This is a genomic window from Brevibacillus soli (genome assembly GCF_044759095.2).
GTDB lineage: Bacteria > Bacillota > Bacilli > Brevibacillales > Brevibacillaceae > JBIYSM02.
This window is the reverse complement of record NZ_JBIYSM020000017.1, coordinates 26530-51233: the sequence shown is the minus strand read 5'-3', so window position 1 is coordinate 51233 and position 24704 is coordinate 26530. Positions and strand designations below refer to the sequence as shown.

The 24704-nt window shown below is 54.1% G+C and carries 18 protein-coding genes; 15 read left to right on the top strand and 3 right to left on the bottom strand.

The genetic code is table 11. From position 1 onward, the window contains the following. From parC to ACE99V_RS09085, 8 genes are all read left to right on the top strand, one after another. Positions 1-2544, top strand: coding sequence for a DNA topoisomerase IV subunit A (parC, locus tag ACE99V_RS09120; protein WP_400490765.1), 2544 nt, complete (start codon positions 1-3; stop codon positions 2542-2544). After that, a complete protein-coding gene (locus tag ACE99V_RS09115; RefSeq protein ID WP_400490764.1) occupies positions 2541-2870 on the top strand; it encodes a hypothetical protein in 330 nt (109 codons plus the stop codon). Before parC ends, ACE99V_RS09115 begins: the two co-directional genes overlap by 4 nt. 120 nt (positions 2871-2990) lie before the next feature. Further along, positions 2991-3194, top strand: a complete 204-nt coding sequence (locus ACE99V_RS09110) for a hypothetical protein (RefSeq protein ID WP_400490763.1) — start codon at positions 2991-2993, stop codon at positions 3192-3194. A gap of 135 nt (positions 3195-3329) precedes the next feature. Beyond that, the gene (locus ACE99V_RS09105) at positions 3330-5717 is read left to right on the top strand and encodes an AAA family ATPase (protein ID WP_400490762.1); all 2388 of its coding nucleotides are present in this window, start codon (positions 3330-3332) and stop codon (positions 5715-5717) included. 116 nt (positions 5718-5833) lie between these two features. Then, the gene (locus ACE99V_RS09100; RefSeq protein ID WP_400490761.1) at positions 5834-9322 is read left to right on the top strand and encodes a BadF/BadG/BcrA/BcrD ATPase family protein; all 3489 of its coding nucleotides are present in this window, start codon (positions 5834-5836) and stop codon (positions 9320-9322) included. Between the two features lie 30 nt (positions 9323-9352). Next, positions 9353-10999, top strand: a complete 1647-nt coding sequence (locus tag ACE99V_RS09095) for a 2-hydroxyglutaryl-CoA dehydratase (protein ID WP_400490760.1) — start codon at positions 9353-9355, stop codon at positions 10997-10999. Between the two features lie 125 nt (positions 11000-11124). Then, a complete protein-coding gene (locus ACE99V_RS09090) occupies positions 11125-13389 on the top strand; it encodes a S8 family serine peptidase (protein ID WP_400490759.1) in 2265 nt (754 codons plus the stop codon). Between the two features lie 186 nt (positions 13390-13575). Further along, positions 13576-13887, top strand: a complete 312-nt coding sequence (locus tag ACE99V_RS09085; protein WP_400490758.1) for a DUF2306 domain-containing protein — start codon at positions 13576-13578, stop codon at positions 13885-13887. Here ACE99V_RS09085 and ACE99V_RS09080 read toward each other — a convergent pair. After that, entirely contained in the window at positions 13884-15515 is a 1632-nt protein-coding gene (locus ACE99V_RS09080) for a PucR family transcriptional regulator (RefSeq protein WP_400490757.1), read from the bottom strand. The genes ACE99V_RS09085 and ACE99V_RS09080 overlap by 4 nt on opposite strands. Positions 15516-15657: 142 nt before the next feature. Between ACE99V_RS09080 and ACE99V_RS09075 the strand changes: the two genes are divergently transcribed. The 5 genes from ACE99V_RS09075 (at position 15658) to ACE99V_RS09055 (ending at position 20868) form a co-directional block, all read left to right on the top strand. Continuing rightward, positions 15658-17166, top strand: coding sequence for a CoA-acylating methylmalonate-semialdehyde dehydrogenase (locus ACE99V_RS09075; protein WP_400490756.1), 1509 nt, complete (start codon positions 15658-15660; stop codon positions 17164-17166). 21 nt (positions 17167-17187) lie between these two features. Next, complete coding sequence (locus tag ACE99V_RS09070; RefSeq protein WP_400490755.1) at positions 17188-18549, top strand: aspartate aminotransferase family protein; 1362 nt, start codon at positions 17188-17190, stop codon at positions 18547-18549. A 282-nt stretch (positions 18550-18831) separates the two neighbouring features. Beyond that, on the top strand, positions 18832-19365 hold the full coding sequence (locus tag ACE99V_RS09065) for a YceI family protein (protein ID WP_400490754.1): 534 nt from the start codon (positions 18832-18834) through the stop codon (positions 19363-19365). 807 nt (positions 19366-20172) lie between these two features. Next, positions 20173-20619, top strand: a complete 447-nt coding sequence (locus ACE99V_RS09060; RefSeq protein ID WP_400490753.1) for a VOC family protein — start codon at positions 20173-20175, stop codon at positions 20617-20619. A gap of 51 nt (positions 20620-20670) precedes the next feature. Then, on the top strand, positions 20671-20868 hold the full coding sequence (locus ACE99V_RS09055) for a hypothetical protein (protein WP_400490752.1): 198 nt from the start codon (positions 20671-20673) through the stop codon (positions 20866-20868). Here the strand turns inward: ACE99V_RS09055 and ACE99V_RS09050 are convergent. Both ACE99V_RS09050 and ACE99V_RS09045 read right to left on the bottom strand, forming a co-directional pair. Beyond that, entirely contained in the window at positions 20865-21281 is a 417-nt protein-coding gene (locus tag ACE99V_RS09050; RefSeq protein WP_400490751.1) for a hypothetical protein, read from the bottom strand. The two genes, ACE99V_RS09055 and ACE99V_RS09050, sit on opposite strands and share 4 nt — an antisense overlap. Positions 21282-21300: 19 nt before the next feature. Continuing rightward, positions 21301-21813 carry a hypothetical protein gene (locus ACE99V_RS09045; protein WP_400490750.1) on the bottom strand — a complete coding sequence of 171 codons (513 nt, stop codon included), beginning with the start codon at positions 21811-21813 and terminating at the stop codon, positions 21301-21303. Between the two features lie 197 nt (positions 21814-22010). Between ACE99V_RS09045 and ACE99V_RS09040 the strand changes: the two genes are divergently transcribed. Both ACE99V_RS09040 and preA read left to right on the top strand, forming a co-directional pair. Continuing rightward, on the top strand, positions 22011-23381 hold the full coding sequence (locus tag ACE99V_RS09040; RefSeq protein WP_400490749.1) for an NAD(P)-dependent oxidoreductase: 1371 nt from the start codon (positions 22011-22013) through the stop codon (positions 23379-23381). Positions 23382-23408: 27 nt separating this feature from the next. Then, a complete protein-coding gene (preA, locus tag ACE99V_RS09035; RefSeq protein ID WP_400490748.1) occupies positions 23409-24689 on the top strand; it encodes an NAD-dependent dihydropyrimidine dehydrogenase subunit PreA in 1281 nt (426 codons plus the stop codon). The last annotated feature ends 15 nt before the right edge of the window (positions 24690-24704 follow it).

Genomic DNA, 24704 nt, shown 5'->3' with positions numbered 1-24704 from the left:
ATGCTGTCGAACAAAGTGATTGAACAAAGCTTTGCGGAAATCATGGGGAAACGCTTTGGCGACTACGCCAACCTGGTGATCCTGTCCCGCGCCATTCCTGACGCCCGCGACGGCTTGAAACCGGTACAGCGCCGCATTTTGTACGCGATGTACCAGGAAGGCAACACCAATGACAAGCCGTACAGAAAATCGGCAAAAACCGTGGGATATGTGATGGGTACGTACCACCCTCACGGAGACAGCGCCATCTACGAGACGATGGTCCGCATGGCGCAGTGGTGGAAGATGCGCCAGGTGCTGATTCAGGGGCACGGCAACTTCGGAAGCCTGGACGCCGACCCGCCGGCGGCGATGCGTTACACCGAGTCCCGCTTGTCCGCGCTGGCGAACGAGATGCTGCGCGATATTGAAAAAGACACGGTCACCTTTATTCCCAACTATGACAACTCTGCGATGCAGCCTGCCGTGCTGCCGTCGCGTTTTCCCAATCTGCTGGTCAACGGCGCTTCCGGTATTGCGGTCGGTTTTGCCACCGACATTCCCACCCATAACCTGGGGGAAGTGATCGACGCCACGATCGCTCAGATGAAAAATCCTGACATCACGCTGGATGAGTTGATGCAGCATGTGAAAGGACCCGATTTTCCAACGGGCGGTATTGTTCAAGGGATCTCCGGCATTCGTAAGGCGTTCGAAACGGGACGCGGCCAGTTTATCATCCGCGGCCGCACCTTTATCGAGGAGCCGAAGGGCAGCAAAGTGAAAAAGATCGTCATATCGGAAATTCCCTACGACGTGGTCAAGTCCAAGCTGGTCGCGCAGATTGACGAACTGGTGATGGAGAGGAAGATCGAGGGCGCACTGGCAGTCCGCGACGAAACCGGGCGGAAAGAAGCGGAGCAGAAAAAGGTGCGGATCGTCGTCGATATCCGCAAGGACGCCGACGAACATGCCATTCTCAATTACCTGTACAAAAACACCGACCTGCAGATCTACTACAACTACAACATGAATGCGATCCATGAGGGCACCATCCGCCAGATGGGCTTGAAAGAGTTGCTGGATGCGTACATTGCCCACCAAAAGGAAGTGGTGACCCGCCGTTCCCAGTACGATCTGGAAAAAAAGCGGAACCGGGAGCACATCGTTCAGGGATTGATCCGCGCCAAATCCATTCTGCGGGAGATCGTCGACACGATCATGGACTCGGAGGACCGGGCAGACGCCAAGAAAAACATCATGGAGAAGTTCGGATTCACGGATGTGCAGGCGGACGCCATCCTCAGCATCCAGCTGGCTTCCCTTACCCGTTTGGACATCGTCAAGCTGGAGAAAGAATTGAATACGCTGGCGAAAGAAATCGTCGAGCTGGAAGCCATTCTGGGCAGCGAGAAAAAGCTGATCCAGGTGATTACCGGGGAATTGACGGAAATCAAGAAACAGTACAGCAACCCTCGCCTCACGGAAATTCAGGGGGAGATCGAGGAGATCAAAGTGGATATCGCCATGCAGATCAATGCGGAAGACTGCATCGTGACGCTCACCAACGAGGGCTACATCAAGCGGACCAGCCCGCGTTCCTTCAAATCGATGGGCGGAACCATCGACACATGCGGCGTCAAGGAAGGAGACAGGGTCCGGTACTTCTACGAGACGAACACGTCCCATACGGCGCTCTTCTTCACGCAGGACGGAAAATATTTCGCAACGCTGGTGAACGACATACCGGATGAGAAGTGGAAGGATATCGGCTCGGCACTGGTCAACATCATCCCGTTGGAGAAGCAGCAGCAAATCGTCGGCTTCCACATCGTAGAGAACTTCAAACTGCCGCTGTACGTCTGTCACGTCTCCCGTTTAGGACTGATCAAGAAGACGCCGCTCTCCGAGTATGAGACCAACCGTTCCGGAGCGCTGGTGGCAGCGAAGCTGAAAGGCGAGGACGACGAATTCGTTGCCGTTTTGCTTGCCAACGAAGAAGGCGCGTTTTTCGCCGCCTCGAAAGAAGGGATGGGCATTCGCTTCCTGCGCAGTGAAGTGTCTCCAACCGGCCGGGCTTCCAGCGGCGTAAAAGCGATGAACCTGTCTTCATCTGATTCCATCGTTGCATTGGCCGCAGTCGATGTGGAGGACTCCCGTGTTTTCAGCCTGCTGACCGAAGAAGGCGTCGTAAAGCGAACGTCCCTGAAGGACATTCCGCTGCAGGGCCGAGCTGGCAAGGGCGTGCTGCTCATCCGCAAACGGAAAACCAATCCGCATAAGATCATGGCCATTACCGTCGAGGACAACCTGTATGCCCTAACCCGCCGGGATGAATGGATTCGGGTAGAGACGGAGCAAGTATCCGTGAACGAACAGGGAGGAATCGGGCGTGTCGTCGTAGAAGGCGGCCTGAAAGCGGTCGCGTTCGAAGCCGTACTGCCGTCGGAAGCGGAAAGCCCGGTAATCAAAGAGCCTGGTACACAGGCGCCAGTCTCCCCCCATGATGAAGTTCCGACTACCCAGTTCAGTTTGTTTGACGAACCGACGGAGAAAAAGGAATGAGAGAGATGGCAAAGCCGTTTGAACGATTTGAATCCGATTTGAACTGGCAGCAGGTTTCGCTGTTACTCGATACGGTTCTTTATTTTGAGGATGCGCCGAAGCTGCTTTTGATTCCCGATCTGCAGCAGACACGCGTTCCTGTGCCGCTTGTGGCTGACACGCTGCGTGCGATCGCGGACACCCTGAGCGAAAGCGAGCCTCACGCTGCGAAACGCTTCGCTTTTGAATGGGAAGAAGGAGGAGAAGCGGACGTATTGATTGTTCGCCTGCCGAATGGGGAAACGGTACGGCAGCCTACTGATTACCAGGCGTTTTCGCCCGTGTAGGCAAACGACATCGCTTATTCCCTAGGCAAGCGCAGGTTTCGCCGATGGTCGATGCAATGCGACAAGGTTTGGAGTGGAATTCGCCAAAACCGGCAACACTATGGCGGGAGGTGGTCCACTTTGGAACGCAAATTGACGGTAAACGGACGGGAATACCATTTTGCGACGACGTATGATGGTGACTCGCAGTACAACGTTCAGGTCCGAAGCGGCGACAAGCTGGTGACGATGTTCAAGATTGCTGCCGACTCGGAATCAGATGTATTTCCAGCAGCATTGGCCCATTTTCAAGCGGACATGGAGATGGGAAACGTAAAACTGTAATGGGATCAAAAAATATGCAGCCTTGCTTCTGTTGAAGCAGGCTGCATTTGCTTTGGCCAGCTGCGAATTCTTTTCTTTTTCGCAAAAACGTGGTACAACAGGTGAGTAGCAAATTGGAACGGAGGAACACCACGCATGCAGCTGCAAAAGGAAGCGGAACAACTTCATCTGATCGGGAATACCGACGTGACTAAGCTGTCGGAGGGCGAACTGATTCCCATCCTGAGAAGGATTGAGGAGTTTCGTCAGTCGACAGACGGCGTTGAACTGGATCAAGCGGAAGCGGCAGTCCTCACCCGACTCGCTGCCCTGCGCCTGGGGAAACCGGGTGGTTCTCTTCTCGCGGAAGAGTGGCTGTCCCGGGCCCGTCTGTTGGCTCCTGATTACCTGCCGGCAGCCCGGCACCTTTGCCGCTTGTACCTCTCCATGCTGAGCACGCATCCGTTTGGCGACCGTTTTCCAGTGATCCGTGAAACGGACAATGCGGTTACCCGCAAGCGTCAGCTGGAAGTTTTGATCGGGGAAGCGGAACAAGAGCGGGCTATTCTGGAAAAGTGGCAGGAGGTTGCAGACAAGGCGAAACAGGCGGCAGTGTCCGCCCGGGATGAGGAAGCGCTCATTTTGATTGATCACCTGCTGCGGCTGTATGGAGAAAGAGATCACTTGCTTCACCAGCTCCTGGAGCGGGCCCATGCCTACGCTGCCTCCCTGCAGGGGATGTTCTACTCGACGGAATTGCTGGTCTCGGTTCAAGACTCCGTCAAACAATTGGCGGAACAGGAGGCACAGCGAGAAGAGCTGTTCGCTCGGTACTTTGCGGAACAGTCAGAACCAGAAACGTCACCGGGCGTCCCTTCCGCTCTGGAGTTGGTGGAAGAACTGGTCGGCCTCTTTGAGATCAAGCAGCGGGTACACCAGTTGGCCCGTTTTTACCAGTACCAAAAGCTGCGTACGGAAAAGGGCTGGCAGCTTAAGGACCAACTGCCGCTTCATCTGGTGCTGATGGGGAATCCGGGGACGGGCAAGACGACACTGGCCCGACTGATTGCCCGCTTGTACTACGAGCTGGGTCTTTTGGAACGCAGTGATGTAGTGGAAGTGGATCGGTCGCATCTGGTCGGCGCCTACATCGGGCAGACGGAACAGCGAACGATGGATGTCATCAAGCGAGCCGCCGGCGGGGTCTTGTTTATTGACGAGGCGTACAGCCTGAAGCGTGCGGATCAATCCGGCAGCGACTACGGCCAGGTGGCCGTCGACACCCTGGTCGCCGCCATGACCGGCGGGGAGTATGCCGGAAAGTTTGTAGTGATCCTGGCTGGTTACCCGGAAGAAATGCGCCAGTTTTTGTTTACCAATTCTGGCCTGCGCAGCCGCTTCCCGGAATCCGGTCATTTCCTCCTGCCGGACTATTCGACGGAAGAGCTGCTCCAGATCGCCGAACAGGTGGCAGCACGAAACGACTTTTCCTTGACGAAGGAAACGCGGCAGGCGCTTGCCGATCGCATCAATCGGGAGCGGGTGGATGAGACGTTTGGCAATGCGCGTACCGTAACCAACATCGTCCTGGATGCCATCTTTGCCAAGGGAAAGGTGATGGGGGGCAAGCAACCGCTGCACGTCGATGATTTCACCATCCTGTACCCGGAGGACGTGCTGCCGCAAGGATGGAAAGAACAAAAATCGGATGCGGAGCTGCCTGCGCAAATCAAGCTGGAGCGGCTGATTGGACTTGACCAGGTAAAGGCGGAGTTGAACAAAATCGCGGCCTTCGTCAGCATCCAGCAAAAGCGTGTCGAAAGCGGTTTGAACCGTGTTCCCATAGAACTTCACGCCGTTTTCACCGGCAATCCGGGAACAGGCAAGACGTCCGTGGCCAAACTGTACGCGCAGATGTTGCGGGAAATAGGGTATCTGAAGCGAGGCCATCTGGTAACGGCAGGACGTGCCGATCTTGTCGCAGGCTATGTCGGGCAAACCGCTGCCTTGACCAGACGAAAAATCCGTGAGGCGCTTGGCGGTGTATTGTTTATCGATGAGGCATATGCATTGGCGAACGGCGGTGAGCGAGATTTCGGGCGGGAGGCCATCCACACCCTGGTGGAGGAAATGACAAAGCATGAGGAGAACCTTGTCGTCGTGCTTGCCGGATATCCTCTGGAGATGGAACGTCTGCTGGATAGCAATCCAGGTCTGGCTTCCCGCTTTAAGAAGTTCATTCACTTTCCCGATTACACACCAGACGAACTGTTCCGCATCATTCAACTCGCGGTTCAGGAAGCGGGCTATCAGCTTTCTGGCGAGGCGGAAGCAAGCCTGGAAAGAGCGCTTCGGGAAGCGGCCGAACAGGGGATTCTCTCGGGCAACGGCAGGTTGGCCTTCAATCTGGTCCAGGAGGCTATCCAGAATCAGGCACTGCGTTTATCCCAAATTCCAGTGGAAGAAATGGACGCAGCTCTGCTGAGCGAACTTGCCTGGTGTGATTTTCAGTCCTTGTTGCAGACAGGCGGAAAGAGAGCCTAGAAGAGCCTAGATGACAGGCTCTCTTTTTTTTGTCCATTTTCACTTTAACACTGTGAATATGTTTCTTTGTTTATCGCCATAATGGTAGCGAACTATGTCATGGAAGGGATGATTGGATGGGAAGCACAGACCAAATGCTAGAGTCGCTGATCCTGGGGATCGACGTCGGCTCCACAACCGTGAAAGCAACCGTGGTGAACCCGAAAACCAAGGAAATTCTTTGGGCGGATTACCAGAGGCACCATACGAAACAAGCGGAATATGTCCTGGAATTTTTAATTCGTATCGGAAACGAGTTTTCCCATGTCCCGCAAGAGAACATCCGCGTATTTATGACCGGGTCCGGCAGTGGTCCCATAGTCGATCATGTCGGAGCGAAGTTTGTCCAGGAAGTGAATGCGGTCACCATGGCAGTCGAACAGCTGCACCCCGATGTGGGCAGCGTCATTGAACTAGGAGGGCAGGACGCGAAAATTATCATTTTTAAGGAGAACGAGGAAACAGGAAATAAACAAGCCCTGACTTCGATGAATGACAAGTGCGCATCGGGTACCGGGGCCACGATCGACAAGTGCATGATTAAGGTAGGCATGCCGATGGAAGAGGTGGGCAAGCTTCACTTCGACGATTCCAAACTGCACCATGTCGCGGCCAAATGCGGCGTCTTCGCAGAAACCGATATTGTGAACCTGGTCAAAAGCGGGATACCGGCTGCTGAAATCATGTGCTCCCTCGCAGACGCGATCGTGATGCAAAATCTTTCCGTTCTCACCCGCGGGAATACGCTGCGCCATCGTGTCCTGCTATTGGGCGGTCCCAATACATACTTGCCTTTTTTACAAGAATGCTGGCGAAAACGAATTCCGCAAACCTGGGAAGATCGCGGCTATCCCTATCCGCGCCACGTCCCTGTCGAAGAGCTGATCTTTGTTCCGGACAATTCCCAATACTACGCTGCGTACGGCGCCGTCATGTACGGCATACACGAGCCGGAGCAGGTGGGCAGATACACAGGGTTGGAAGGATTGAAAGAATTCATTGCGCACGGTCGAAAAGCAAAACTGGGCGAAAATGCGGGTCCTCCTCTGATCCGCACGTCTGTTGAGCTCGATGAATTCCGCAGGCAATACAGCATCCCTCTGTTCACGCCTGCTTCTTTCACAGAGGGGGAAATCGTGCGGGCGGTCGTCGGCCTCGACGGCGGTTCGACGTCGTCCAAAGCGGTGCTCGTCGGGGAAGATGGCACCATTTTGCTCAAGGAGTATCAACTGTCCAAAGGGAATCCCCTCGAGGATACAAAAGAAATGCTGAAGCGGCTGCGGGATCGAGTCACGGAACAGGGAGCGGAGCTTCAAATCATCGGCTTCGGCGCAACCGGCTATGCGGCAGACGTCCTGGAAAAGACCTTGAAAGCGGACGTGAACATCGTGGAAACCGTCGCCCACATGATGAGTGCCGTAAACCAATTCGGGGACATCGACGTGATCTGCGACATCGGCGGCCAGGACATCAAGGTGCTCTTCATGAAAAACGGCGACATCCGCAACTTCAGGCTCTCCAATCAGTGTTCGGCCGGAAACGGCATGCTGCTGCAAGCGATGGCGGATCAGTTTGGCATACCAATTCAACAATATGCGGAGACGGCTTTCAACGCAGACCTTTCTCCCTCGTTTTCTTATGGCTGTGCGGTGTTTCTTGATGCCGACCGCGTCAATTTTCAAAAGGAAGGCTACTCCAAAGAGGAACTGCTGGCCGGTCTTGCGCTCGTGCTGCCGAAAAACGTTTGGCAGTACGTCGTGCAAATTCCGCGTATGTCCGAACTGGGTCGGAAGTTCGTCCTGCAGGGAGGAACCCAATACAACCTGGCTGCAGTCAAGGCACAGGTGGATTACATCAAGCAGCGCGTTCCCGACGCGGAGGTGTATGTACATCCGCATCCGGGAGAAGCGGGCGCGATCGGCGCCGCCATGGAAACGCTGCGAGTGGTGAATCGCCGCGGCTATTCAACGTTTTTGGGGCTGGATGCGGCCATCAACCTGCGTTACATGTCGCGCAACGACGAATCGACGCGCTGCAATTTCTGTCCCAACCACTGCAGCCGTACGTTTATCGATTCGCAAACACCGGACGGCCAAACGGCTCGCTATATTTCCGGGTTTAGCTGCGAGAAGGGAACCGTCGAAGACAAGGAAGCGGTCATTCAGCTGACCAAAAAGCGCCAGGAGCTGAAAAAACACTATCCCAACCTGGTGGAGTATGAAGCGGTGCGCATGTACCAGCACTTTTACGATCCAGAGCCGCTCCCCGAACCGGATACGACGGTGGAAGACGTCCAGGTCAAACGCGCTTTGCTCGGTTTGGGCAAGCTGAAAAAATCGGCGTACCGGCGGAATTTTCAACGTTCCTCGGCGGAAGCGGGCGAGAGGCGGAGCAAGATCCGCATCGGCATCCCGCGGGTGCTGAATATCTGGTCCACAGCCCCATTTTGGCGAACGTATTTTGAAACGCTGGGGATCGACAAGAACAACATGGTGTTCAGCGACTTTACCAGTGAAGAAATGTGGCAGGAAGGCGGCAAGTACGGCTCGATCGACCCATGCTATCCGTCCAAGGTGGCGCAGGCGCACATCCACAATTTGTTGTTCAAGCACCATGAGCGAAAGCCGCTTGATTACATCTTTTTCCCTTGCATCACCCACATTCCGACGCATTTGCAAAACGTCATGGACTCCGCCAGCTGTCCGATCGTGGCAGGGGCTCCTAATGTCATCAAAGCGGCTTTTACGAAAGAAGTAAACTTTTTTGAAACGAAAGGGGTCACCTATCTCGACCCTGCAGTCAGTTTCACGGAACTGCACCTGATGAAAAAGCAGTTGTTCGAGGCGTTTCAGGATTGCCTGCACATCACCGAGGACGAAAGCGACTTCGCGGTAGAGCAAGCGTGGAGGGCTATGGATCTCTTTGATGCGGAGATGCAGGAGCGGGGAAAAGTGATCCTGGAACAGGTGGAAGAGGAAAACCGACTCGCCATTCTCATGATCGGGCGCCCCTACCATTCCGATCCCGGCCTCAATCACGGTGTCCTGGAAGAGTTTCAGGTTCTCGGTTATCCGATTCTCTCGATGCGCTCCATCCCGAAAGACGAGAAGTGGCTCCATCGGTATTTCCGCAACGATCTCGACAGCGGACGCGTCAAGGTCGCGCTGGAAGTGACGGACGTATGGCCGGAAAATTTCAGTTCCAACAGCGTGCAAAAGGTATGGGCCGCGAAATTCGCCGCCCGGCATCCCAATGTGGCCGTACTGGATTTGTCCAGCTTCAAATGCGGCCACGACGCACCCACCTACGGGCTGATCGATTCCATTATTTCAACGGCTGGCACACCCTACTCCGCCTTGCACGACATCGATGCCAACAAGCCGAGCGGTTCTATCAAGATCCGCGTGAAGACGTATGCGCACAGCCTGGGACTGCATGAAGAACGCCTGCAGGATCTCGCCATGAAAAAGGCGGAACTGCAGAAGCGGATTGAGCAAAAACGCCTGGAATTGCTCCATCGCCAATCCCAGGAACAAGAGACTGGCTTTTCTCAAACCGGAAACTAAAAACCCTGTTAAAAGGAGCGTGATTCACACATGTCAAGCATCAAAGAGGAAACGAAAGTGAATGGAACGAACGAGCCAGCCTTTGAAACAGAATTGCTTCGCTTTCAGGCAGAAGCGGAACGAGAATTGGGACTCGGACAGGAAAAAAGGGTCCAGTGGTTTGACCCCGTTCCTCGTCAATTCCTGGCAAAGGATAAGGCGTCCACCACCATCCTGTTCGGCGGACTTACCATGGCGCACGATTATCTGGTGGAGGGTGCGCTTGCCGGATTAGGCTATACCGTAAAGCACATGGATTGCCCCGACACAGAGTCGCTCCGTTTCGGCAAAGAGTTTGGAAATCGTGGCCAATGCAATCCGACGTACTTTACGGTGGGAAATCTGGTCAAATACCTGCATCATCTGCGGGACGTGGAAGGCAAGTCCAAAGAAGAAATTGTCAGCAAATACCTGTTTATCACAAGCGGTTCCTGTGGACCCTGCCGCTTTGGCACGTATGTCACCGAGTACAGGAAAGCTTTGCGCGATGCAGGTTTTGACGGATTTCGCGTGCTTTTGTTTCAACAGCAAAGCGGGTTGAAACAGGTGACGGGCGACGAATCGGCGCTGAAGCTGGACACCTCGTTCTTTTTGAGCTTTCTGAAGGCCGTATTGTTGGGAGATATCCTGAATGCAATCGGATACCGGATTCGTCCCTATGAAGTGGTGCCGGGTTCGACGGACGCCGTTCTGGCCAACTGCAAGCAGGAGTTGTACCATGCGCTGCACGGAGGCAAGTGGCTCATCCCCGCGTTGCTCAAGTGCCGCAAAGAACTTCAATCCATCAAGGTGGACCGGACACGCGTGAAGCCGAAGGTAAGCATCATCGGCGAGTTCTGGGCGATGACCACCGAGGGGGACGGCAACTATCAACTGCAGCGCTTTCTGGAACAGGAAGGCGCTGAAGTGGAAGTCCAATCCGTGACCGCCTGGATCCTGTACCTCATATGGGAAGGGCGTTACGACACCTTGAAGCGAATGAAGCTGCGGGGAGAGGATCGAGGACGTTACGGGCTGGAAGGGAAAAATCCCGTCATGCGTCTGAGAATGCTGGCCCTTGCCGATCTCGCACTCCGCGCCATGTTCCAAATGTATGCGCATGCAATCGGCCTCCGCGGCTATCACTTGGCGGACATGGACGAGGTTGCCGAGGTGGCCCACAAGCATTATAACAACCACCTGCGCGGCGGTGAAGGCCACATGGAAGTAGGAAAACTGATTTTAAACGTAGTCAAGCGGAAAGTAAACATGACCATTTCCGTGAAACCATTCGGGTGTATGCCGTCTTCCGGCGTTTCAGACGGCGTTCAATCCCTGATTACGGAGAAATACCCGGACGCCATCTTTCTGCCGATTGAAACCACAGGGGACGGGGCTATAAATGTATACAGCCGCGTACAAATGATGCTTTTTAAAGCAAAACAGGCTGCCCAGAGGGAGTTTGAAGACGCTTTGCAGAAGCGGGAGGTACCGCTAGAACAGCTTCGCCGCTTCACAACCCGTGCCGCCTTTGCCAATCCTCTCCGAACAAGCCGTCATGTGGTCGCATGTACGGCGGCAAACGCAGTTTACGGGGCGCGCGGGCTTTCGCAGTGGCTTTCCTTCCGACGGAACAGAGAAGAGTTGGAAGGTGTGTAATAGGTTGGCTGTCTGTTTCAAATCGCTTCCTACCGGTCAGGTAGGAGGTTTTTTTGTTTTTAAAATATTTCCAACTGACTTATAATGGAAGCGTTACAGATTCCAATGGAGAGGGTGTTTCCTTTTTGCGACTGAAATGGCATGCAGCACTATCGGGTACAATCGTACTCTCACTGTTGGTCGGCGGTTTTCCGGCGATGGCCAAAAAATCCGCCGAGCGCCCAGGGAAACACGTACAAATTCAAGCAAAAGAAGGGTTTACTCTTTCTTCTTCCTCTTATGAACGCAACGATTCGCAATTTCAAGTTTCTTCCAAATTGGTCATCGTCCAATTTGACGGGCCGTTGGAGGAAGAGTGGCAGAAAAGAGTTGAGAAACTGGGAGTGAAACTGGGAGACTATCTCCCGGACTTCGCCTTCGTTGCAAAAGTGGAGAACGAAACAGAACGCAACGCGCTGAAACGGTTGCCGTTTGTGAAGCGTGTGATGCCGTTTCATCCCCTGTTCAAGCTGTCGCCGAAGCTTCGCCCGGCTCTGACGAAAAGTTCAAGTGTGAAGGTAGCTGTCGTCGGCTTTGACAAACAGGTGGATTTGCGGCGTTCCCTGGGGAAAATGCACGGCGTCAGCTCCGTGCGGATCAAAAAGGATGCCCGCCGCATCGCTGAGCTGACAGTGAGCGGGCGCAATCTGGATTCGCTTCTGGAATCCGACGACATCATTGCGGTGCTGCCTGTACCTGAGAACAGACAGAGAAACGACGTCGCCGCCTCGATTATTCAGTCCGATGCGCTGGCGAGCACCGGCTACACGGGAAAAGGCCAGCTGGTGGCAATCGCCGACAGCGGGTTGGACACAGGTGATCTCGATCACATTCATCCCGATTTGGAGGGGCAAGTAGAAGAACTATACGCCCACGCCCGCGAGCATGAAACCAACGATCTGACCGGTCACGGTACCCATGTCGTCGGCTCCGTGTTGGGGACAGGCAAAGCGTCCGAAGGCAGGTACAAGGGCATGGCGCCCGATGCCAAACTGGTGTTCCACGCCATTGGTATCGACGAAAGAGGAAGCATGATGATCGATACCCAGCAGGTGCTGGAACAGGCGTACCAGGACGGCGCCCGCATCAGATCCGACTCCTGGGGCGTAGACGATTACGGCGAATACAACCTGGATTCACTTCTGTTCGACTCCTTCCTTTGGGAGCATCCTGACCTGACCGCGCTGGTAGCGGCCGGCAACGTGGGAGACGAAGGCTTCGGAACGGTCGGCAGTCCGGCCACAGCGAAAAACGTAATCGCGGTAGGCGCTTCCGAAAACGACCGTGCAGATCTGAAAGACGATTTCGCAGATGACCCTGCGCAGGTGGCAGACTTCAGCAGCAGAGGTCCGACCGAAGACGGACGTTTCAAGCCGGATTTGGTGGCGCCTGGAACGTTTATCCTGTCTACACGATCTTCTCTTGCTCCCGACGACCACTTTTGGAGTCCATTCGACCAGTACTACGCTTTTATGGGCGGGACAAGCATGGCGACTCCCGTTCTGGCGGGCGGTGTCGCGCAAATCCGCCAATACCTGAACGAAAAGGGACACTCGAATCCGAGCGGAGCGTTGATCAAGTCGATGCTGCTCTCCGGTGCCGACATTTTGCCGGGTGAGGACTTTTTTGCCCAAGGATTTGGCCGGGCCAATTTGCAGCGTGCGATGGAAACCGACACGATTGACGAAAAGACTGGCTTGAAAACCAGAGGAAAGGCGACGTACCGCGTCAAAGTGACCGATAAAAACAAGCCGCTGATGATTACCCTTGCCTGGACGGATTATCCGGGTTCACCCATCGCGTCGCGGAAGCTGGTGAACAACCTGAACCTGAAGGTGAAGACACCGAGAGGCAAGACGCTGAACGGCAATGATTTCTTTGAAGAACCGTTTCACGACGAAGTGGACAACCTGAATAACGTGGAGCAAGTGTGGATTGCGGAACCGGAAACCGGAACCTACACCGTGACGGTTGAGGGATATAACGTACCGAAGGGGCCGCAACCGTATGCCTTGACCACTACCGGCAAGCTGGTGCCGGCCGATATCAAGGAAGTAACGAAAAAGGGAACAGTCAGCACGGCGAAAGGGAAGAGAAAACACATCGACTACCTCATCGCCGTGAAAAAACCGGGAATGGCAAAGCTTGCGGCGACCTGGGACAGCGATGCTGATGTAAACCTCTATCTCTACGACAGGAAAAACAACCAGCTGGCTTCCACCGGATCAACCAACAATCCGGAGACGCTGGAAACTCAATTGGAAAAGTCGGGGATCTATAAGGTGCGGGTGCAAATAGACGAAGGGGAATCCGCTGCGTTTACACTCAACCTGAGCTACCCGGGAAAATAATGAGACCAAAAAACGGGGTGTGATTTTTTTGAAGACAAAGAAGCAGAAGTGGATCATCTTTTCCTTTTTGTATCTGTTTGTTTTTCTCTTTACGGTCTATGTTGTGATTCAATATCTTTTCACGAATCCACAAGAGGCGCCAATGGTGAGAGCAAAATTGAGAGCGTCAGATTTTCCGTTTGACACATGGAAGGCATCGGTTCCGGCATAGCTTTCCTCGTGCTTGATGTCTGTTGGCTGGTCACCACAGGGCTGGGTGTTTGGCATATCAGACGTCGGAACATCCCGGCGCATCGGGAATGGATTCTTCGGAGCTATGCGGTTACGTGGGTATTTGTCTCTTTCAGGGTGGTGGTTGCGCTTATTTCGATTACTTGGAATATCGGGAATGAAGTGTCCTTTCCGCTGGCGGTTTCCATCTCGATCGCAGGAAACCTGCTGATCACGGAAGCGTATCTTCGATCCCAAAGAAAGGGATCATTAGGAACGGCTCTCTAATACGGCAGCTGCTTCAACCATTCGTAGGCGCGCAGAGCGATCTCCAGACAGAGGCGCGAATCGGGTTTCGTCCATGTATCGCCCAGGCACTCCTCGATCTTCTCCAGCCGATGGTAGAGGGTTTGCCGATGAATGTACAGAACATCCGCGGTTTCCTGTTTGGACAGGTTATGGTCCAGATAGATCCGCAGTGTGTTCAGCAGTTGGGTCCCTTGTTCCTGATCGTATTTGATCAGCGGGCCCAGATAATCGTCGACGAAGCTTCTTAGTGCCGGGTCCCGGGGGATGTGAAAAAGCAGCCGGAAAACACCCAGATCAGCAAAAAACGGGCTTGGGTGATCACCTTGAACAGCGAGCGCCTGCTCCGCTTCCGCGATGTGCTTGGTCGCTTCGGCAAACCGATCACCGGACCGGCTAACGCCGAACAGGGCGCGGCTCTGTTCGCCCATCGCCTTGCGAACGATTCGTTTACACTCCAAAATCGCCTTTTCCAGGGAGCTGCGGGAATCGTCAAATGACTGGTTTTCCACGACAAGAAAGTAAAAGCGGTTGCCGCGGCAGCGGATGAACGAGCGAAAACCGAGACGAGCGAACAAGGAGCGAAATACTCCTGTCAATTCATGGGGCGGAAGCTCAACCGCTTCGGCTTGTACTTCTCGCTGCACGTCCATGAGCAGGACATGGAAGCTCGGTGTCTTGCTTCTGCCGTGTATCCCCAACAGGGCGCGGATTTGCTCTTCCGGAAGAGTGCGGTTGGCGATCAGGTCATCCAACAGACGGTTTTCGCTCGCCAGCGCCTGCTCTTCGGCGAATATTTTTCGCATCAGGACTTGAGCCAGCGCACTGACGGTAGAGTCCAGCATCAGCAGCAGGTACTCGTCTGGTTCCCTTTCGTAGGTAAACAGGCCCACATAGGCGAACAGATACCCCAAAGCCACGACCGGCTGATAGATGATCCGTCTTTTATCGGAAAGAGGAAGAGATCCCCCCGTTGCCTCTTTCGTCGGGACGGTTGACAGGTGGCTTCGCAGCAGTTCAGACAGTTCCAGCTGGACGAATTGAGGCGGTGCCGGTACGTAGAGAGGAGTCCCTTCCAGCGGGTAAAAAAACACCTGCGTGTGCACCGCAGACTGAAAGTGCCCAAGCAGCCTGGGAATCCCCTGAGCCTGCAAACTGAGCTGCTGCAAAGTGCGCGAGTACAGCTCCAGCTCGCGAAGAGCCTGCATTTGCCGGTTGACAATGCTCTCGTGAAGATCCTGGGTGATGTCCACGAATCGGACCGGCTGATGGAAGACGATCAGAGGAAAGTCGTGATGATCGGCCAACTCCAGCATGTCCGCCGGGATGTGGGGAATGTACGCGCCCAATTCAATACACAGTCCGACTGCCTTTCGTCGGATCAGCTCCGCAAGATAGGCCAGCCGCTTCTCCTTGTCTTCGCCAAAGCCAAGCCCCGTAGAAAGGATCAGTTCCCCTCCGTTGAGAAACCTGCCTGTGTCTGCCGTCTCCAGCACGTGAACCCAGCGCACCGGACGGGTAAGTCCCTGTCCTCCTGCAGCCACCTCCGCATGCTGGAACAGCGGGCGTTTGATTACGTCGGCAACGGTCATTCTCCATTCCGCGCTCATGGTACCTCTCCTTCCGGCCAGTTTTTGACACTATGTATAACAAATGAACCACAAGTCGTAACAAGTTGTCTAGTGATGGAAGGTAAAATATTCAGATAAAATAGAATTGTGAAATGAGTACGACGGTAAAGGAGTTGAGGTTATGGGAGTGACAACGACAGGAGATACCTTGAAAAACTACATCGCCGGCGAGTGGGTGGAGTCTTCGACGGAACGGTTTGACGAGATTCCCAACCCGGCGACAGGTGAGATCATGTCGCGGGTTCCACTGTCTACCAGGGATGACGTGGATGCAGCGGTGCAGGCGGCGAAAGCGGCGTTTCCGGCATGGAGCGAAACGCCTGTCGTCGAGCGGGCGCGCGTGATGTTCCGTTTTCAGCATCTGTTGTTCCAACATCAGGATGAGCTGGCCCGGATGATCACCATGGAAAACGGCAAAAACCTGCCGGAGGCTCAGGCAGAGCTGCTGCGCGGAATCGAGATGGTGGAGTTTGCCGCAGGCATGCCTACCCTGATGATGGGTGAGACGCTGCCCAACATCGCCAAAAGCATCGACTGCCAGGTGCTTCGCTTCCCTCTGGGAGTAGTGGCAGGCATTACGCCGTTCAACTTCCCCGTGATGGTGCCGATGTGGATGTACCCGATTGCCATTGCGGCTGGGAATACGTTTGTTTTGAAACCTTCCGAGCGTACGCCGCTCTCCTGCATCCGGATCGCAGAACTCCTAAAGGAAGCAGGGTTGCCGGACGGGGTGTTCAACGTGGTGAACGGTGCCCATGACGTTGTTAACGGCCTGTTGGAGCATCCTGACGTAAAAGCCATTTCGTTTGTCGGTTCGCAACCGGTAGCCGAGTACGTATACAAAACCGCCGCCGCCAACGGCAAGCGCGTTCAGGCACTGGCCGGAGCGAAAAACCACCACCTGGTCATGCCTGACACCGACCTGCGGCGTGCCGCCAAAACCATCGTCAGTTCTGCGTTTGGCTGTGCAGGGGAGCGTTGCATGGCAGCAAGCGCGGTGGTAGCCGTCGAGGAAATCGCTGACGAACTGGTTCAGTACCTGATCGAAGAATCTGACGCATTGAAAATGGGCAACGGCCTGGAGTCCGGCGTCGACCTGGGTCCGGTCATTCGCGCCTCCCATTTGGAGAAAGTCCACAGTTACATCGACCGCGGTGTACAGGCAGGGGCCACTCTGGCCCGAGATGGCCGCGAAGACGCCAAGACCAACCCGCAAGGCTACTTCCTCGGACCGACTATTTTCGATCACGCCGATGCGGAAATGGTCATCGTCCGCGACGAAATCTTCGCTCCTGTCTTGAGTGTCATGCGGGTGAAAAATTTCGAAGAGGGCCTTCGGACCATCAGCAAATCCCGCTTCGGTAACGGAGCCACCATTTACACCAGCAACGGCAAATGGGGACGGGAGTTCGTTCAGCGCGTGGAGGCTGGCATGGTTGGCGTCAACGTCGGAGTGCCGGCGCCGATGGGCTTTTTCTCCTTTACCGGCTGGAAGCAATCCTTCTACGGAGATTTGCACGCAAACGGGAAAGACGGGGTAGAGTTCTTCACCAAGAAGAAAACCGTTACCTCTCGCTGGTTTGACGACGGCGACATGAGCATTGGTTCACAAAAAGTGTTTGTCAAGTAATAGAGACAGGGGGAAAGTCCCATGAGTCAAGAACAGCAAACAAAAACGTATGACAAGGAAGAACTGCTTTCGAAAGACCGCGTCCACATGTGGCACCACATTTCGCCGTACAATCCCAATCCGATGATCGTGACAGAAGCGAGCGGCTCCTGGGTAACGGACATCGACGGCAACCGCTATTTGGACGGCATGTCGGGATTGTGGTGCGTCAACGTAGGCTATGGCCGTCAGGAGCTGGCGGAAGCGGCGTACGAACAATTGAAGTCACTGGCCTATTTTCCACTGACACAGAGCCATGTGCCGGCCATTGAGCTGGCGGAAAAAGTGAGCGAATGGCTGGGTGACGAGTACCGCGTCTTTTTCTCCAACAGCGGTTCGGAAGCCAACGAGGTGGCATTCAAGATCGCTCGTCAGTACCATCATCAAAATGGCGAACCCGGACGCTACAAATTCATTTCCCGCCATCGGGCTTATCACGGCAATACGCTGGGGGCGCTCTCTGCGACCGGCCAGTCCATCCGCAAAATGAAGTACGAGCCGCTGGCACCGGGTTTCCTTCACGTTTCTCCGCCGTACTGCTACCGCTGTCCATTCGGCAAGTCCTACGGCAGCTGCAATCTGGAGTGCGCGAGTGTGTACGACGAGGTGATCAACTGGGAGGGAGCCAATACCGTGGCGGCGGTCATCATGGAGCCTACGATCACCGGCGGCGGCGTGATCGTGCCTCCACCGGAGTACATGCCGAGAGTGCGGGAAATCTGTGACAAGTACGGAGTGCTCCTGATCGTCGACGAAGTGATATGCGGATTTGGCCGCTCGGGCCGCAAGTTCGGACATCAGAATTTTGGTGTGAAGCCGGACATCGTCACCATGGCAAAAGGCATTACCAGCGCCTACCTGCCATTGTCCGCTACCGCGGTGCGTGCGGAGATCGCAGACAAGTTTAATGAGCAAGGAGTCAATCTGCACTTCCGTCACGTCAACACATTCGGGGGGAACCCGGCCGCCTGTGCGCTGGCCCTTAAAAATCTGGAGATCATGGAGGAGGAGCAGCTGATCGCCAAGGCCGAACAACTCGGCATCGAACTGCGAGAGAAGCTCTCGTTCCTCGAAGAGCACCCCCATGTGGGTGATATCCGCAGCTTTGGTTTCATGTGCGGCATCGAAATGGTGGAAGACCGCGTGACAAAAGAACCGGCTGCGCCGGACAAACTGACCAAGGTCATTGTCGAATGCAAAAAGCGGGGACTGATTATCGGCCGCAACGGCGATACAGTGCCAGGCTTCAACAACATCCTTACGCTGTCTCCGCCGTTTTCTACCACGAGCGAGGACCTGGACTTCATCGCAAGGGTGCTGCGCGAGGCGTTTGAACAGCTATAACAGGGAAGACGTGCATGGGAATCAAGACCAGGATTCGGTCAGATTCCCAGCACGTCTTTTTTTGGTGTATAAAAATTTATAAATTTGGACATCCCATACAGCCGCTAGAAAAGTGTTCGGGGCCCCAGCCGACACCAGCGTCAGCTTACGTCGCCTGGGTTTTCTTATCCGATAATTTGTAAAAATAAGATTGACAAGAAAATCCTGTCAGAATAAAATGATAATCAACTACATATTAGTAAGGAAATAAATAAAGGTTAGTTATTACGGGAGGGTATTGGGATGGCAAAATCGAAGTGGTCCGTTGACGCTACACACAGCAGTATTGATTTTTCAATTCGGCACATGATGATTGCGAAGGTAAAAGGCACTTTCCATGCCTTCGACGCGCACATAGAAGCCGATCCGGCAGATCTGACAACAGCTGACGTTCAATTCAGTGTCGATTTGAGCAGCATTGACACCCGCAATGCAGATCGGGATGCACACCTGCGCTCTGCTGATTTTTTTGATGTCGAGCAGCACCCGAAAATGACATTCCAGTCTACCAAGATCACAAAGACAGGCGATGGGGAGTACGACGTAACCGGTAATCTGACCATTCGCGGCGTTACTCGGCCCGAAACATTTTCGGTTTCGTTCGAGGGCGCGGGAAAAGATCCGTGGGGAAATGAAAAAGTCGGATTCAGCGGCCAGGGGAGTATCAATCGAAGCGACTACGGATTAACCTGGAACGCTGCATTGGAAACAGGCGGTGTTCTCGTCGGGGATGAAGTGAAGGTTTCGATTGAAATTGAAGCAGCGAAACAAGGCTAATCGTTTGGCAGATAAAAGGCATCTATAACGTGAGCACTGCAAAAGTGCTCTGAGACTGTCGAAAAAGGTATTGTGTCTATTCGGGATCGATTTCTCCGCTCCGCTCGGCCCTCCTCCCCGCAGGGATGTGTCACTGTCCGCTCCGCGACGATTCGCGGGGGCAGCGTCAAAGTAGCATCGCTACGATATTGTTTCAGAGGTGACGCTGCGGATCCCCGCGCCCACCCCGCTCCGCTAGCGGGTCGTCACAGCTCGCGGGTAGCTGGAGAAATCGGTCCCTCACACATACATACGGGTTTGTCGACAGACTGAGGCGCCGTAAAACGGTGCCTTTTTTCTTTTGACATGCAGGACTTCAATAAATCCCCTTACCGTGTAAGAGAGCACTGCAAAAGTGTTCTCTTGGTTTGGATAGGGGGCGGTTTTCATAATGAACAGAGACGTTTTGCAGTGCTCTCCGTGTAGGGGAATTTTTCTGTGGCTGGAAATAACAAGAAGATTAAACATTCGTTTAAAAATACGATACAACGAAATAGATTACATAATATTATTATAGTCAACTACAAAACTCATTATGATAAACATCTCTCGAAACCTGCGAATTAGCTTTACTGTTGAAGATTTGTATGTTTAGATAAAATAAGATGTAAATTTTTCGATGTTCGGCATAGATATCGTTTAAGGTTGGTCTTATATCTCAGGAATGGGGTATATGCACCAATAAGTTTTTGGGGCTGCATACTCACAAGGTATGCAGCTTTGATATTTGATCCGAAAAATCAATAAAAGGAGATCAAGCATTGAAAGGTGTGGAAAAAATTGCGCGATGATTTCACGAAATCAGGATTACTCCATCACATAGAGATTTACGTTTCTGATTTGGAGAGATCGGCGATTTTTTGGGGCTGGTTTCTACAAGAATTGGGTTACACGCCTTATCAGGAATGGGAGAAAGGACGCAGCTGGAAGCTCAATGATACTTATTTGGTTTTCGTACAAGCAGAAGAAAAATATCTGGATATGCCTTATCACAGGTGCAGAGTAGGTCTCAATCATTTAGCGTTTTATGCGTCTTCAAGAAAGGACGTCGACAGAATGACAGAGCAATTGCAAAAAAGGAACGTAAAAATCCTATACCAAGACAAACATCCCTTCGCAGGTGGAGATCATCATTACGCCGTTTATTTTGAGGATCCCGATCGAATCAAAGTGGAACTGATCGCATGGGAGAACGACATAAAATCTCAAGATTGATATACGCTTACCGCATGAAATGAAAGATTCTGGTACGGGAGGAGAGAAGATATGGATTTTTTCGATTTTGACTTTGGGGATGGTTTCTTCCGCAAACTGGTTAGGGGAATCGTCCGGGGCCTCCGGTTTCTGCTCGAATTTTTTGCTGATCTCTTTACATTTTGGTGGGATCCGTCAGAAAAGCGGGAACTGCGGAAGGAAGAGCGCAGAAGGCGAAGGGAAGAAGAGCCCCCGAAACAGCGGGACTAACACTCTGCGTCGTTCGTTTGCTCCTCCTGTTCTTCCCTGTACGCCCTCATCCCGCGGATAAACATCTCCAGAATGACTTCATGTTGGGTTTTACTCGCCACATGTGCGCGAATCTGCTCCAGTTCCGCTACCAGTTCGGAGTCGAGGTGCAAATTGATGGTTTTGCCTTTGCTCCGGGGGTGAATCTCGTAGTGGGAAAAGCACTTTTTCACACTTCCTTTGACGATGGCGTCCTTGCCAAGGGCTTGTTGATTAGGCAGATACAAGCATGCCGCTTCCAAAACAATGTGGGTAAGCCCCTCGCTGAACCGGATGGTGAGGGGCTGCCCCTTTTTTTTGTGAAAATCGCGAATGTGCCGGCACAGCTCCTGATTTTCCGTTGAATTGGCAAAGGTGATCGAAGCAGCTTCCATACGTCCTCCCTATCTGTGGCTATTCTTTTGCAAGTTCCCCTTCCGCAATGTCGGTCAAGGTTTGCGCCGTGCCCTCAATCTGCAGAGAATATACGAAGCGGTCCTCCATCAGTTCGGCGGATGTGACAACAGCCAAAACGAGCGATCCCTCTCGCTTGATCCTCACCCGGTCCAGAATGTCGTAGGCGGGGCGCAGCAGACCTTTTTGATGGAGAAACCCGTATACCACCCGCTTTGAATACAGGAATCGCTTTTTCCCCCGGGTTGCCGCAAGCAGTGGAAAGTGAACGCGTTCCTCCAATACGTCTCCCAGATGCCCTTCGTCCGCCCACCGTTTGATCGTCGCCCAACTACCCGTGCGGCCGTGCCGGCTGGACAGCAGCTGCAGGATTTCCCTTGACGAGAGGTAGTGCTCACGAAGCTTTCGCTGCTGTTCGTATGCGTCGCGTTTTGCTTCCAGTTCGCGAAGCTGCTTCGCTGCCTGTTCTATTTGCAGGCGCAGCTCCTCCATCACTCGCTCATACTCTCTCATGCCAAATTCCCTCACATCCGCTCTTCTGGTACCAAGATATTCACCGATGAAATCATTCATGAATCCTGCGCAAAAATGATTTCGCCCTGCAACTATTCGTGCAGAGAAATCAATATCATAAAAGCGGTTTTCCGAACATTCATTAGTATCAAGCGAGCTGTCAAACGTTTGCTATGACCGGTGAGGAGGTATCGGAAATGAGCGACCATCGCCATCGGGTTGAAACGATGCCCGATTTGAGCAAAAACTTCGCGGAAGTCGTCCCCGCGCTCAGGCCCAAGGAGGCGATCGATGAAGCAAACCGCTGTCTGTACTGCTATGACGCACCCTGTATCAAGGCGTGTCCCACCTCGATAGACATTCCTTCCTTCATCAAGAAAATCGCGACCGGAAATTTGTTCGGTTCGGCCAAAACGATTATGGAAGCAAACCCGGTTGGAGCAAGCTGCGCCCGTGTGTGTCCGACCTCGGAGCTGTGTGAAGGGGCGTGTGTCCTGAATGGCGCATCCCGTCCGATCATGATCGGGCTCTTGCAGCGGCACGCGACGGATTGGGCCATCAAAAACCAGGCGGCATTGTTCCAGCCGGGGGAGAAAAACGGCAAACGCGTGGCGGTAGTCGGCGGAGGGCCGGCAGGACTTTCCGCGGCACGGGAGCTGGCGCGTTACGGCTATGCGGTAACCATTTTTGAAGCGAAGGAGAAAGCTGGCGGACTCAACACGTACGGCATTGTCTCGTTCCGTCTGCCGCAGGAGATCGCTCTGTGGGAAGTGGATCAGGTACAAGCGTTGGGCGTGGAGTTTCGGACCAATACCCGGGTGGGCGTAGACGTGATGCCGGAGGAACTGTTGGAACAGTACGATTCTGTACTGCTTGCGGTCGGTATGGGTGCGGTGCCGAAGCTGAATATCGAGGGAGAAGAGCTGGACGGCGTGCTGGACGCGATCTCCCTGGTCGAAGAGACGAAGACCAAACCGCTGACCGACATCATGATCGGAAAGAAAGTGGCCGTCATCGGAGCCGGCAATACAGCGATCGACGCGGCCACCTGTTCCAAACGGCTGGGAGCGGATCTCGTGCAAATCCTTTACCGCCGCACGGAAAAGGAAATGACGGCCTACCAGTTTGAGTACGAGTTTGCCAAACAGGACGGCGTCGAGTTCCGTTGGCTCGTTGCCCCGACGAAGATCCTCGGCGAAAACGGGCGTGTGACGGGACTTGAGCTGGTGCGCATGCAGTTGGGAGAAGCGGATGAGAAAGGACGGAAAAAGCCGCATCCCGTACCAGACAGCGCGTTTACCATCGAGGTCGACTACGTGATCAAGGCGATCGGGCAGGAGCGCCACATTCGGCTCATGGAAGCATTCGGTTTGGATCATGGAAACGGCATCGTCCGCGTGGAAACGGACAGCTACCGAACCTCCCATCCCAAGGTGTTTGCGGCCGGTGACGTTATCTTCGGTGGAGGCAATACGGATGCGATGGTTGTGGACGCCGCCAACCACGGGAAACGGGCGGCTCAGGCCATTCACGCTGCGCTTACCGGTCAGGAACAAACCGTTTCATGAAACGATGAGAAAGGGAGGTACTTGACAATGGCAGATTTGCGAATCAATTTGGCTGGCATCGAGTCGCCCAACCCGTTCTGGCTGGCATCGGCTCCGCCTACCAACACGGGATACCAGGTGCAGCGGGCGTTTGATGCGGGATGGGGAGGAGCGGTGTGGAAGACGTTGGGCGAACCGATCATCAACGTCACCTCCCGCTTTGCCGGCCTGCATTACGGTGGGCAGCGCGTACTTGGGTTCAACAACATTGAACTGATTACCGACCGCCCACTAGATGTAAACCTGAAAGAGATGGAAGAGACCAAGAAAAAGTTCCCCAAACACGCGTTGATCGCCTCGCTGATGGTTGAGCACAAGCGGGAATCGTGGCACGAGATCGTCAAACAGGTGGAAGCGGTCGGCGTTGACGGTCTGGAGCTGAACTTCGGCTGTCCGCACGGCATGGCGGAACGCGGGATGGGTTCGGCTGTAGGACAGCATCCCGATCTGATCAGGCAGCAGGTGGAATGGGTGAAAGAAGTGGCCCAAACGCCTGTGATCGTCAAGCTGACCCCCAATATCACCGACATTCGCTTTACGGCTCGGGCGGCATCGCAGGGAGGAGCCGATGCAATCAGCATGATCAATACCATCAACAGTTTGATCGGTGTCGATCTGGATACCTGGCTTCCCATCCCCCATGTGGACGGCAAAGGAGCACACGGCGGCTACTGCGGCCCGGCAGTGAAACCGATTGCTCTCAACATGGTGGCAGAGTGCGCTCGCGACCCTCAGGTCGGCATTCCGATCTCCGGGATTGGCGGCATTTCCACCTGGCGGGACGTCGTAGAGTTCCTCTTGATGGGAGCGACAGGGATCCAGGTATGCACCGCCGTCATGCATCACGGCTTCCGGATCGTGGAAGACATGACGGATGGGCTGAACAACTACCTGGACCAGCGAGGCATCGCTTCGGTCATGGACATCGTCGGCAAGTCAGTTCCGACCTTTTCCGACTGGGGCAACCTCAACCTGAATTACAAAATTGTCGCCCGTATTCATGAGGAAACCTGTATCCACTGCAACAAGTGCCACATCGCCTGTGAAGATGCGTCTCACCAGTGTATCGACATCGTGGTGGACGATGGAAAAGAGCGGCTGGTTGTACGGGAGGATGACTGCGTCGGCTGCAACCTCTGCTCCATTGTTTGCCCGGTCGAAGGCACGATTGAGATGGTAGAGGTGCCGACCGGACATCCGCCGCTTTCCTGGAACCAACGGCAGACGGCTCTCGCGGCAGGAGGAAGCTGCGGCACCGGGTGTGAGTAATGTTTTGCCAGGACG